Raw genomic sequence first — 12860 nt, forward strand, 5'->3', positions numbered from 1 at the left:
GCAAGCGGTAGCGGAGCGTTCCGTAAGCCTGCGAAGGAGGACCCGTGAGGGCCTCTGGAGGTATCGGAAGTGCGAATGCTGACATGAGTAACGACAAACAGTGTGAGAGACACTGTCGCCGAAAGTCCAAGGGTTCCTGCGTAAAGCTAATCTGCGCAGGGTTAGCCGGCCCCTAAGGCGAGGCCGAAAGGCGTAGTCGATGGGAATCAGGTGAATATTCCTGAGCCTGTGGGTAGTGACGAATCCCGTGTGTTGTCAGACGAATTGGTTCTGTTCTGGCTTCGAAGGGGTTCCAGGAAATAGCTCCCACATTATAGACCGTACCCGAAACCGACACAGGTGGACTGGTAGAGTATACCAAGGCGCTTGAGAGAACTATGCTGAAGGAACTCGGCAATTTACCTCCGTAACTTCGGGATAAGGAGGCCTTCCACTTGGGCAACCAGGTGGGAGGGGCACAGACCAGGGGGTGGCAACTGTTTAGCAAAAACACAGGGCTCTGCGAAATCGCAAGATGACGTATAGGGTCTGACGCCTGCCCGGTGCCGGAAGGTTAAGAGGAGAGGTGCAAGCTTTGAATCGAAGCCCCGGTAAACGGCGGCCGTAACTATAACGGTCCTAAGGTAGCGAAATTCCTTGTCGGGTAAGTTCCGACCTGCACGAATGGCGTAATGACTTCCCCGCTGTCTCCAGCATAGACTCAGTGAAATTGAATTCCCCGTGAAGATGCGGGGTTCCTGCGGTCAGACGGAAAGACCCCGTGCACCTTTACTGCAACTTTGCACTGGCATTCGTGTCGGTATGTGTAGGATAGGTGGTAGGCTTTGAAGCGAGGGCGCCAGCTCTCGTGGAGCCATCCTTGAAATACCACCCTTATAGATATGGATGTCTAACCGCGGCCCGTTATCCGGGTCCGGGACATTGCATGGTGGGCAGTTTGACTGGGGCGGTCGCCTCCCAAAGAGTAACGGAGGCGCGCGATGGTGGGCTCAGAGCGGTCGGAAATCGCTCGTCGAGTGCAATGGCATAAGCCCGCCTGACTGTGAGACTGACACGTCGAACAGAGTCGAAAGACGGCCATAGTGATCCGGTGGTCCCACGTGGACGGGCCATCGCTCAACGAATAAAAGGTACGCCGGGGATAACAGGCTGATGATGCCCAAGAGTCCATATCGACGGCATCGTTTGGCACCTCGATGTCGGCTCATCACATCCTGGGGCTGGAGCAGGTCCCAAGGGTTCGGCTGTTCGCCGATTAAAGTGGTACGTGAGCTGGGTTCAGAACGTCGTGAGACAGTTCGGTCCCTATCTGCCGTGGGTGCAGGAATATTGAGAGGATTTGTCCCTAGTACGAGAGGACCGGGATGAACGTACCTCTGGTGGAGCTGTTGTGGCGCCAGCCGCAGTGCAGCGTAGCTATGTACGGTCGGGATAACCGCTGAAAGCATCTAAGCGGGAAACCCACCTCAAAACGAGTATTCCCTTGAGAACCGTGGAAGACGACCACGTTGATAGGCCGGGTGTGTAAGTATGGCAACATATTGAGCTTACCGGTACTAATCGTTCGATTGGCTTGATCGTTCTCATCCTCGATGTCCATCATCAGGATCAAAGAACTGAAGACCAGAATGGGCGCTACGCCCCTTGCTTCGCAAATGCTGTGTTTCGCCGGCCTGGTGGCTATGGCGAGGAGCCCCAACCCGATCCCATCCCGAACTCGGCCGTTAAACTCCTCAGCGCCGATGGTACTATGTCTTAAGACCTGGGAGAGTAGGTCGCTGCCAGGCCTGCAAAACACAGCAACAGCTTCTTCGCAAACCAACCAAAACGCCGCCCGCGCAGAAATGCCGGGCGGCGTTTTGCTGCGCGCGCGAAGCCGGCGGGCGGGGGGCGGAGAGCGGCGGACGGGAGACGTCATTTCGTCTTGGCCGGCAGCGCCGCGTTGATCCTCCGGCATCGGAGGGATGTCGCACGGCAGGGGAGAAGACACCGGCTGGGCGTCCCGCGCCCCTTCGCGTCGCTTGGCCATCAACTCCCCCGCTTGATCGTGCGCGGAAGTCCCGCCGTTGCAGCACCTCGGCTCGATGCGGTCTGACCCTGTGCCAACACGCGGATCCCCGGGCCATCGCACCATCGAACACTGGGTGTCCCGGCGTCGCGGCCGCTCTCTTGTCTCCAGTCTCAAGCGCCTATTTGCTCAGCGCGGCAGCGCGCCGGATCGCGCCAAACCGGTAACGCCGACGGCGAAGGGGAGTGCGCGGGGTGTTAAATCACAACATGGCGTGGGTCGCCGCGTGCGGTTGGATACATTCATGGCGCGGATGAATACATGAGCGAGGCTGGCGACAGCGATCGATAAACTAAAAAGATCTATCCAAGACGATGCCGCTCCGTTAATCCGCCCGGTCGCCTGTCAGTTCGCTCAAGCGCCGGCGCATCTCGTCGCTGTAGCGGCGGATGGCGTCGCGCTCGCTGAGCAGGCCGATGACTTGTCCGTCCGCGTCGACGACGGCCAGAGCCTCGGTCTCGGTGGTCTCGAACAGGGTGAGCGCGTCGCGGATTGTCATGTCCGGCCGGAGGCTTTCGTCAGCGTGGCGCAGCAGGCTGTATAGGGGCGCCGTGTCCTCGCTCTGATAGAGAATTGTGGGCGCGACCAGCCCGGCATAGTGCCCCTCCGCATCGACAATCACGATCTCGCCCGTCGAGCCGGGCGGGTAGAGATGGCGCGCCTCACGGAGGCTTGTCTCGGCCCCGAGTTGCGGCACTTCGCGACGCATCAGGCTTTCCACGGTGAGGTCGTGCAGCCAGCCGACATCATGCGCCCCGCGTATGTTCTCGCCGCGCAGATGGAAGCGCCAGGTGGCGAAGGAAAAGCCGAACAGGCGCCGCGTAACCAGCGAGGCCGTGCCGCAGGCGGCGAGAACGGCGAGGGTGAGACGCAGATCGCCGGTCATTTCCAGCGCCAGCAGCGTCATGGTCATCGGCCCGCCGACCACCGCGACCGCGAGCGCGCCCATGCCGATCAGCGCGTAGAAGGCGTGCGAGCCGTCAATGCCCGGCAGCAGCAGGTCGAGGCCGGCGGCATAGAGCCGCCCCGCGAAGACGCCCATCAGCAGCGAGGCGAAGAACAGGCCGCCGCGAAAGCCCGAGCCGATGGAGACGGCGGAGGCGGTGAGCTTCGCCGCGAGCAGCAGCGCGAAGGTGAGCAGCGCGCCATCAGCGGCGATGTAGTGGTAGACGGCGCCGTGGCCGGCCGAGAGCACGGCTGGGTTCCACAGCGCCATCGCGCCGATGATGCCGCCGGCGAGCGCCGGGCGCAGCCAGCCGGGAAGGCGCGAGCGGCGGAAACCGGCCTCGACCAGAGTGACACCGCGCATCACCGCGATGCCCAAGAGGGCGGCGAGGCAGCCGAGCAGGATGACGGCCGGCAATTGCTCCACGGGCGGCACGTCGAGCAGCGGCAGGGCGGGATGGGACACCGGTTGCAGCAGGTGCCGGGTCAGGCTGGCGGTGAAGGTCGCCGTCATCATCGGCACGAAGGCGGGGATGGCGTAGGTGCCGAGGATCAATTCGAAGCCGTAAAAGGCGCCCATCAGCGGCGCGTCGAAGGCGGCGCCGATGGCCGCGCCCGCGCCGCAGGCAACGAGCAGGCGCAGATCGGCGCGGCGCAGATGCAGCTTCTGGCCGAGAGCCGAGGCAAGTCCGGCGGCGGCCTGGGTATAGCCGGCTTCGAGACCGACCGAGGCGCCGACGCCGCTGGAGACGAGCGTCTGGGCGGCGACCACGCCGCTATCCCCCAGCGACATGCGCCCGCCATGCAGCGCATTAGCCTCGATCGGGTCGATCGGCGCGCTCGTGCCCTGGCGCGTGAGGCGGCGGGAGACGGTGCCGAAGACGAGACCACCAAGCACGGGCCCGAGCAGCAGCAGCACGACAGGAACGCTGGTCCAGACGGAGAGATGGGCATCGTCGGGAATGCGGAAGATCAGCACATGCAGCGCCTGCATCGCCCCATTCATGGCGATGACCACAAGTCCGGCGCCGGCACCGACCAGCGCGGCAAGGGTGACGAGGGCGAGTTCGCTGGTGCGAAAAAGCTGGCGCAGCCGACGAGGGAGCGTCGTCTCGGTTCCGGCGACGGGATCCAGGGGCACGGGGCTCTCGCGGGCAGCTTCGGTCCTCTGTTGAGTAGGTGAGGGTGTCGCCGCGTGCAACCCACCGCGATGGTCGGCTGATCCGTCGCCCCCGACGCTAGCTTGCCGCGGCGGTCGGCAGGGCGGTGCTATGGCCCTCAGTCACCTCGCCGGTCAGCGGCAGGAGAATGGTGAAGGCGGCGCCATCGCCTTCGTTCTCCACGGCGAGCGAGCCGCCATGGTCGCGGATGATGCCGAAGCTGACGGAGAGGCCGAGGCCCGTGCCCTTGCCAGCGGGCTTGGTGGTGAAGAAGGGCTGGAAGATCTTGCCGATAGCCGCCTCGGGAATACCGCCGCCATTGTCCTTGACGGCGATGCAGGCAAAGCTGCCCCCGGCCTCGTCACGAAGGCCGGTCGAGATGGCGATGCTGCCCTGGAAATAGGGCTCGCGGTCGCGCCGGCTGCGGATGGCGTCGCGGGCGTTGATCACCAGATTGATGAGCACCTGTTCAAGCTGCTCCTGCCGGCAGAGCACCTGGAGATCGTCGTCCGGTGCCGCGAGGGTGAGGTCGATGGCATCGACGCGCAGCTCGGCGCCGAGGATCTGCACCAGTCCCTCCATCGCCGCGCGCACCGAGCAGGGCTCCGGTGCCAGCGAACTGCGGCGGCCGAAGATCCGCATGTGATCGATGATGACCTTCATGCGCTCGACCTGGCGGACGATGCGGTCGAGCTTCTCTTCCATATGTGTGGAGGGCAGGCCGTTGCGCACGCCGTTCAGCGCGTTCTTGGCGGCGAGGCGAATGACGCCGAGCGGCTGGTTGATCTCATGGGCGAGGCCGGTGACGAGTTCGCCAAGCGATGCCATCTTCGACATCTGGTAGAGCTTGTTCTCCTCCATGCGCTTGGCGGTCTCGTCCACCGCGAACACCACCGCCGCCCGGTCGCTGCCAATCTGCGCGGAGGCGTTGGGGTCGGTCAGCGGGTTGTGCAGGTCGGTCACCACGAACTGCACCTCGAACTCCTCGCCGTCGCGGGAGAAATGCTCGACCGAGGCGAAGGGCGTGCCGGCGGCGTGCAGGCGGCGCAGGAAGTCGGGGCTCGACGCGCGCTCCTCGATCAGCCGGGCCAGTGGCCCAGGCGTGGGCGTGCCGACGGGCGTGACATGGCCGCTCTCCATATGCAGCACGCTCACGCCGGGAACCTGGCTGATCGCCTGCAGCACCTGCGATTCCCGTTGCCGCGCGGTGGCCTGCATCGCCTGCTCGCGATAGGCGCGCTCCAGGCGGAAGCGGCGCAGGGTGAGCGACGCCACGGCCATCAGGGTGAGGCTCAGCGCCACGGCGGTGATAGCGATGGCGAGCTGAAAATCAGCGGACTGCGCGAGGATTGCCCAATAGTCGGCCGCGACCAGCACAAGGATGGGGAAGCGGCTCGAGCGAACGAAATAGCCGATGCGCTCGACCCCGTCAGGCCCCTCGCCCGCATAGGGGCCCATCTCCTTGCCGCTGAGCGCCTCGAAATCGGCGAATACCTCCAGCGCCTTGGCGTCGTCAGGCTTGCTATCGGAGACGCTGGCGCGCACCACCCCGTCAAAACCGATCAGTGCCACGAGGCCCCGGCCGTCGGGTCGCAGCTCGTTGTAGAAGTCGATGAAGTTCGAGATCTGGAAGGAGGCCGCAATGATGCCCGCGAACTCGCCGTTTTCCTTGCGGATGGCCTTGGTGAACTGCATCGACCAGGCGCCGGAAATGCGCCCCTTGACCGGCTTGCTGAGAAACAACCCGGAATCGGTGTCGGTGTCGCTGTGAAGATGAACGCGGATGTGCTCGCGGTCGCTCAGATCGGGGAGGTTGCCGGGGGGGGCCAGATTGCTCGCCACCATCCGGCCTGTCGGGTCGACAAAGGACACCTGGATAACGGAAGCGGGCAGCTTGGCGTCCTTCAATCGGGCATAAATCTCGTTCGGCGACTGCGGCTGGGCGAGATCATAGAAGCCGTCGAGGAACGATTCGATCGACTCCGTCGTGCGCTCGAAGTTCGCCAGCAGCACCAGCGCCAGCTTGCGCGAGTCCGCCATGGAGAGGTTCAGCTCGTGCCGCTGGTGCAGCTTGATCGTGACATAGGCGACTGCGGTGGGCACCAGAATGGACAGCAGGAAGAGCACGGCAATCAGAAGGCGCTGGCGCGACTGGCGCTGTTCCCTTCGCTGGATGCTGCTCTCCGCCCCGGCGGTCGGCTCTGCCACGATGTTTTCCGCAGTACTCATGTCACCTGAACAGGATCGGCGCTCCCACCTGAGGTGGGTTCAATACGCCCTGCGGCACCCCTTGTGAGTGCCGTGGCATCACGGATAGAGGGCTTTGGCGGCTCCAGGCATGGGCAGGCGGATAACTATCCAGCTTGCCGCAGTGAACATTCGGCTTCCCCAAGGCGAACAGGTTCAGCTTAATCCAACAACTTCCAAGCGTGTAGCGAAGGCCTCTGGAATTCGTTCCAAAATGGATCAGTCTGTCGTCGATTGCTGCCGTTCCGGTTCCAATCGATCTTCGTTCGGAGGGCTTCCATGCGAGAATGCGGCCGCCGAACGGTGGGGCATCGGTACAGTCGGAGTCGGTTGGCATGTGTGCACGGGCGCGCGGATTACTCGTCTTGGTCGCCTGGTTGGCGTGTGCCGTCATGGCTCCCGTCAGCGCCCAGGAACTTACCCTTCGGTGGCTCACGCCGGCCGGTCAACTGCTCGATCAGAAGACGCTGACTCTCGAGCAGATTGACGGGCTCAAGCAGACCACCATCGTGACCCATACGCCCTGGACTGAAGGCTCGCAGACCTTTACCGGACCATCCCTGGCGGTTCTGGCCGGCCTCGCCGGGCCTGCCGGCGCGTCGCCGACCGAGGCCAAGGTTGTCGCCCTCAACGACTATTCTGCTACCATTCCGTCGACGGACTGGACCAAGGTCGGCGCCATACTTTCGACGCGCCACAACGGCCAGCTCATGCGGGTTCGCGACAAGGGGCCGTTCTGGGTTATGTACCCGATCGACACGGATCCGGCCCTTGCGCACCAGTTCTATCAGTCGCGCATGGTTTGGCAGGTGAAGTCCGTTGATTTCCTCACGCAATAGACACACCATCTTCCTGCTGAAGGGTGGGCTGATCGTTGCGTCCGTTGTCCTCTTCGTGGCGACGGTGATGCTGTATGTCTCGCAGGCGCGGCAGGGCGCGCTGCTGACCGCCACTGTCCGCAGCTCCGGCTGGGTCGCCTATCAGGCGCATATCGAGCTGGTGAAGACCGAGGCGGCATTCGCCACCACCTCGATCATCCCGACCAATGACGGCCTGCGCGCGCTACGGATGCGGCTGGAGATCCTGCGTTCGCGCCTGCCGCTGCTCTACAATTCGGATGAGGGTCGGCTGCTGCGGGGCGTGCTTGATATCGAGCCGCAGGTTCGCGACTACGAGATCAAGGTGGATCGCATCCTCGAAGAGGTGGAAACGCTCGACGCCGAGGACGGCGACAGCGGGCACCGGCTGAAGGAACTCGGCGCCACGCTCGAGCCGCTCGGCCGCCTGCTGCACAGCACGCTGATGCAGTCGGTCGCCTATAATCAGGAAATCTTCCGCCGCGAGAAGGAACTCGCCCAGGCGACCGGCATCGTGCCGCTGGTGCTATTGTTCATCTCCGGCACCGCGCTGGCGCTGCTGCTGTTCTTCCAGGCGCGCAACGACCGCCTGCGGCTCGACCAGATCATGCAGGCGCAGTCGACGCTGAAGGCCATGGAGGAGAATCTCCGCGCGGTCATTCAGTCCGTTCCCGCCTGCATGGTGGTGATCGATCCGGTCGACGACACGGTTAGCTTCTTCAATTCCACCGCCGCCTCGCTGATCTCGACCTCGCCGGATGATCCCGGCTGGCGCCGGCTGGTGCGCGGCGCCCGCGATGCGTCCAACGACATGAGCGGGCGCCAGTGGGGGTATCTGTCGATGGCCTATACCCGCCCGGGCGGTGAGATCGTCTCGTTGCGCGGCTCCTTCTGCGAGGTGCTGTGGCAGCAGCGGCCCCAGCAATTGCTGGTGCTGGTCGACACCACACGGGTGCGCAACGCCGAGCTCCAGGTGATGCAGGCGGCCAAGCTCGCCACGCTCGGCGAGATGGCGACGGCCATCGCCCATGAGCTCAACCAGCCGCTCGCCGTCATCAAGATGGCGGTGGCCAATGCCAAGCGCCTTCTGGAGCCGCTGGAGGGCGGCGAACCGGTCGCCGTCAAGCTCGATCGCATCTCCGCGCAGGTCGACCGTGCCAAGCGCATCACCGACCAGGTGCGCCGCTATGGCCGGATGCCGACCGAGCAGCATCAGCTCTTCTCGCTGCGCACGGCGGTGGAAATGGCGATGAGCTTCGTCACCGAACAGTTCCGCGCCGCCGATATCCGGCTGTCGATTCAGGCCGATGTGCCGGCCGAGGTGTCTGTGTTTGGCGAGCAGACCATGTTCGAGCAGGTCATCGTCAACCTGCTGGTGAACGCGCATGACGCGTTCGAGACCGCGACACCCAACCGCTCGCGGGCGGTGCGGGTGACGGTGCGCCGGGAGGCCGAGCAGGCTTTCGTCGAGGTCGAGGACAATGCCGGCGGCATTTCCCCCGACATGCTGGCCCGCCTGTTCGAGCCCTTCGCCACCACCAAGCCGGCCGAGAAGGGCACGGGGCTCGGCCTGTCGCTGGCTCGCAGCGTGGTGCGCGACATGGGTGGCTCGATCATTGGCGAGAATGCCGAGAATGGGGCGCGCTTCGTCATCAGCCTGCCCACCGCGCTCGCCTCCGTTTCCCGCGACGCGGCCTGAGACGCGGCGATGAGTCAGCCTCGGACCATTCTCATCTGCGACGACGAAGAGGAACTCGCCAATGAACTTGGCGAGTTCTTTGAAGGCAATGGCTGGAAGGTCGATGTCTGCGTGACCGGCATGGCGGCGGTCGAGAAGCTCCGAAGCGGGCTGGCCCCGCTCGTTCTGATCACCGATCTGCGCATCTCCGATTTCGACGGGGCGCAGGTCGTCGCCGTCGCGCGGGAACTGCCGGACGGCGAACGTCCCCTGATGACGATCATCATCACGGGCCATGTCATGGATACGGCGCGCGCGGGGGATTTCATGTGCGATTATCTTTATGTGAAGCCGGTCGATCCTGACGCGCTTCTGCTCACCATTGACGAGTTCCTGGCCACGCACCTCGCGCCCGACACGGGGAGCTGAGCGTGACGGCCGGTCCGTCATTTTTCGTCCTTGATGACGATGTCGAGTTTCGCGAGGCGCTGATGGAGGCCCTCGCTGCCTCCGGCTGCGCGGTCGAGGGCGCTGGCAACCCGATGGCGGTTCCGCTCGCGGCCTTCGCGCGGGCCGACGTGCTGGTGCTCGATCTCGCGCTCCCGTCCATTGACGGCTTCGGCATTCTCGCGCCGCTGGCGGGGCTTCCCCAGCCGCCGCGCGTCATCTTCATCAGTGGCAATGGCGAGGAACTGCTGCGGGCCGCGGGCGATCTCGGCCGGCTGACCGGCCTCACAGTCCTCGGCGCGTTGGAAAAACCCATCGAGGTGGAGGAACTGCTCAGCCTTGCCCGTCGCCCGACCACGCTGCCCGCCGGCGACTCGGCGCTGATGGCGCAGAATGCCGGGCAGATCCGCGAGGCCGTCGCGGCCGCGCTGGCCCGGCAGGCGCTGCCGGTGATGTTCCAGCCGCTGGTGCGCGCCTCCGATCTCGGCTTTGTCGGCGCCGAGGCTCTGCTCGGCAATCAGCTCGACGGTTTCGGCTCGGTCAGGCCGCCGCAGATCATCGCCGCGCTGGAAGAGGCGCCGCAGATGCTGATCGATCTCAGCTACCAGGTGCTGGATGCCGCTGCCGCGCTCTGCGCCCGCTGGACGGCGGCCGGTCATAATGGGCTGGTCAGCGTGAACATGCCGCTCCAGGTGCTGCTCACCCCGGATGCGGTGGTACGTATCGGCGCGATCGTCGCCCGTCATGGCGTCCCGCCGCAGCGCGTGGTGTTGGAGCTGCCGGAGGACGCGATCTATGACAGCTCCGCCAGCGCCCTCACCACGCTGGCGCGCCTGCGTCTCGCGGGCTTCGGCCTGGCGCTCGACGATGTCGGGCAGCGCCAGAGCGGGCTGATGCAACTCGCCAAGCTGCCGGTGACGGCGATCAAGATCGACCTGGAACTGCTGCGGCAGGCGCGCGACTGGGCCAAGCCCCGGCGCATCATCGCCTCGCTCTCGGCGCTCGGCCATCAGCTCGGCCTGAAAGTGGTCGCCGAGGGCGTGGAGACGCGGGAAGATCTTGAGCGCGTCCGTAAAGTAGGGGTTGATTATCTACAGGGATTTCTTGTTTCCCATAAGCTGCCGGCTGACGGTATCATGACATTGCTCAACCGAGCGGACGATGGTTGCCTGTCAGTCAACGGGGGTATGACGGCCGCGTGATGAATGACGATAAGACGGAGAAGCCCCGTGTTCTCCTCGTGGATGACGATCCCGATGTGCTCATCGAACTGAGCGAGGGGCTGGCATCGCTCGGGTTGCCGGTGTTGACGGCCGAAACGCCTGTCGCGGCGATCGACCTTGTCCAGCGCAATGAACAGCTCCAGGTGGTGGTGACCGATCTCCAGATGCCGCGCATCGACGGGATCGAGCTTCTGCAGAAGCTCACCATGCTGCGCCAGAAGCGGCCGCTCGCCACCATCATCATCACCGGCCACGCCTCGCTCGACCGGGCGGTCGGCGCGCTGCGGTTGAACGCGGTGGACTTCCTCCAGAAGCCGGTTCTGCCGGAGGAGGTCGCTCATTCCATTCGCAGGGCGCTGGCGCTGGTCGAGGACAGCCAGAAGGCGGCGGCGGCCGTTGCCAACGGCAATGGTGGTGGCGATGCGGTGCCGGCCAAGCCGGTCAACCGGCCCAATTACCTCAAGGCTCTGGTGGCCGCGCGCGCCGACCGGGACGCTATCTTCCAGTCCGGCCTGTTCTCGGATCCGGCCTGGGACATGCTGCTCGACCTCGCCGTGGCTGAAGCGAGCGGACGTCCCATTTCGGTGACGAGCCTATGCATCGCGTCGGGGGCCCCGACGACGACGGCGTTGCGCCGGATTGATGAACTGAAGGAGGCGGGCCTGTTGGACCGCCGGCCCGATCCCATGGATCGCCGGCGCATTATTGTGGAACTGACCGATCTCGGCCGCTCCCGCATGGAGGCCTTCGTCAAGCGACAGGCCGAACGTCTCGGTCTGCCTCTGGATTGATCCGATTGCCGCCGGCCCGCGGGCTGGCGGCGCCCTTCATCAGCCCACGAACTGATAGCCGAGGTAACGCTTGGCGTCGATGACGTCGTAGCCGAGCTTCATGCGCAGCTTCTTGCGCAGCTTGCTCATGTGACCTTCGACGACACTCTCGTCCACGTCATCGTTGAAGATGCCGTAGATGGTGTTGAAGATCTGGGTCTTGGTGACCCGCTTGCGGGCATTCTTCACGAGATATTCGAGGATGTGACGCTCGCGGCGCGGCAGCGGCAGCGGCTCGCCGTCGATCTCGGCGTCGCGGCCATCGAAGAAGACCTTCAGGCGGCCGGTGGCGGGCGTCTGGGCTTCGGTGAGGGAATTGACCCGGCGCCAGATGGCGTCCGTGCGGGCGACGATCTCGCGGACATGGACGGGCTTGCGGACCACATCGTCAATGCCGGCGGTGAACAGTTCCAGCGTCTGCGTCAGGCACTTCTGGTCGCTCAGCGCCAGGATGGGCGCGCGGCTGTGGGTGCGGATGACATCGGGATAGGCCGGGCGGCGGTCGAAGTCGCCGAGGAGAAAGCCTTCCACCGCGGCCAGATCCTGGTCCGACGCGGTCTCGATCCAATCCTTGAACTCATCCTCACCCAGGCCGAAACTGGAGAAGCCTTCGCGAGAGAAACTGGAAACGTAGCTTTCGGTGACCGTGGAACGATCATCAACGATAATGTACATCTTTGCACTCCCCATCGACTGACTTTGGCTTGCAGAGTTTTTTCTTTCCGAGCTCTGCAGCCCCGCCGTTGCTGAAGTGAATAGGTCGCTAAATACATCCACTCAATCGCAGTTGCTTCGGATGTGGAGTACGTTCCGCGCCAGATTGGGTGCTAAAATGGAGTGAAATGTCGCAAAGCGAATGGGGTGAATGTTGCAAAACGAAAACGCCCCCCCGCTGGCGGGCGGGAGGGCGTTGTGACCTGAGGTCTCGAAGGCGGGCGGATATCAGCCTTCGAAGACGGTCTCGATCTTGCTCTTCAGCGTCTGCGCGTTGAAGGGCTTGACGATGTAGTTGTTCACGCCGGCCTTCTTGGCGGCGATCACGTTTTCCGACTTGGCCTCGGCCGTCACCATGATGAACGGCAGGGCATTCAGAACCGAGTCATCACGTACCTGCTTCAGCAGCTCGTAGCCCGTCATGGGCTCCATGTTCCAGTCGGAAATAACGAGTCCGTACTGGCGCTCCTTGAGCTTCGCCAGGGCCTCGGCGCCATCGGCAGCCTCGTCCACATCCTCGAAGCCTATCTGCTTCAGCAGGTTCCGGATGATCCGGACCATGGTCTTGTAATCGTCGACCACAAGAACCGGCATCGACAAATCCACGGCCATTCTTCGCTCCGTTCTTAAGCTGATGCGTGTTGCCCAATTACGGGGAACAGCCCCCGTCGTTGCTTTACCTTTTGAAACC

General features: G+C 64.1%; 9 protein-coding genes and 2 rRNA genes (1 of these 11 only partly in view). 7 read left to right on the plus strand and 4 right to left on the minus strand.

Annotated features, from left to right (window positions below; genetic code table 11):
• A 23S ribosomal RNA gene (locus OU996_RS08280) occupies window positions 1-1581 on the plus strand (it extends 1240 nt beyond the left edge of the window).
• Window positions 1582-1672: 91 nt separating this feature from the next.
• Window positions 1673-1787: ribosomal RNA gene (gene rrf, locus OU996_RS08285) — 5S ribosomal RNA — on the plus strand.
• A 606-nt stretch (window positions 1788-2393) separates the two neighbouring features.
• Here the strand turns inward: rrf and OU996_RS08290 are convergent.
• Window positions 2394-4154 carry a chloride channel protein gene (locus OU996_RS08290; RefSeq protein ID WP_267585126.1) on the minus strand — a complete coding sequence of 587 codons (1761 nt, stop codon included), beginning with the start codon at window positions 4152-4154 and terminating at the stop codon, window positions 2394-2396.
• Window positions 4155-4251: 97 nt separating this feature from the next.
• Window positions 4252-6381, minus strand: a complete 2130-nt coding sequence (locus tag OU996_RS08295; protein ID WP_267585127.1) for an ATP-binding protein — start codon at window positions 6379-6381, stop codon at window positions 4252-4254.
• A 431-nt stretch (window positions 6382-6812) separates the two neighbouring features.
• Here OU996_RS08295 and OU996_RS08300 point away from each other — a divergent pair, with 431 nt between their 5' ends.
• The 5 genes from OU996_RS08300 to OU996_RS08320 are packed head-to-tail and all read left to right on the plus strand — an operon-like array spanning window position 6813 to window position 11416.
• Window positions 6813-7259: a hypothetical protein gene (locus OU996_RS08300; RefSeq protein WP_267585128.1), complete on the plus strand. Its 447-nt coding sequence runs from the start codon at window positions 6813-6815 to the stop codon at window positions 7257-7259.
• Window positions 7240-8976 (plus strand): ATP-binding protein, encoded by a 1737-nt coding sequence (locus OU996_RS08305; protein ID WP_267585129.1) that lies wholly within the window; start codon window positions 7240-7242, stop codon window positions 8974-8976. Before OU996_RS08300 ends, OU996_RS08305 begins: the two co-directional genes overlap by 20 nt.
• 9 nt (window positions 8977-8985) lie before the next feature.
• Window positions 8986-9384, plus strand: coding sequence for a response regulator (locus OU996_RS08310; RefSeq protein ID WP_267585130.1), 399 nt, complete (start codon window positions 8986-8988; stop codon window positions 9382-9384).
• Between the two features lie 2 nt (window positions 9385-9386).
• Window positions 9387-10604, plus strand: a complete 1218-nt coding sequence (locus OU996_RS08315; protein WP_267585131.1) for an EAL domain-containing protein — start codon at window positions 9387-9389, stop codon at window positions 10602-10604.
• Entirely contained in the window at window positions 10604-11416 is an 813-nt protein-coding gene (locus tag OU996_RS08320) for a response regulator (RefSeq protein ID WP_267585132.1), read from the plus strand. Before OU996_RS08315 ends, OU996_RS08320 begins: the two co-directional genes overlap by 1 nt.
• Before the next feature lie 39 nt (window positions 11417-11455).
• Here OU996_RS08320 and OU996_RS08325 read toward each other — a convergent pair whose 3' ends face one another.
• Together OU996_RS08325 and OU996_RS08330 are read right to left on the minus strand one after the other, a co-directional pair.
• Window positions 11456-12130, minus strand: a complete 675-nt coding sequence (locus OU996_RS08325) for a response regulator transcription factor (RefSeq protein ID WP_267585133.1) — start codon at window positions 12128-12130, stop codon at window positions 11456-11458.
• 267 nt (window positions 12131-12397) lie between these two features.
• A complete protein-coding gene (locus tag OU996_RS08330; RefSeq protein WP_267585134.1) occupies window positions 12398-12781 on the minus strand; it encodes a response regulator in 384 nt (127 codons plus the stop codon).
• Window positions 12782-12860: the final 79 nt, after the last annotated feature.

This window comes from Ancylobacter sp. SL191, from assembly GCF_026625645.1.
In the GTDB taxonomy this organism is placed as follows: domain Bacteria; phylum Pseudomonadota; class Alphaproteobacteria; order Rhizobiales; family Xanthobacteraceae; genus Ancylobacter.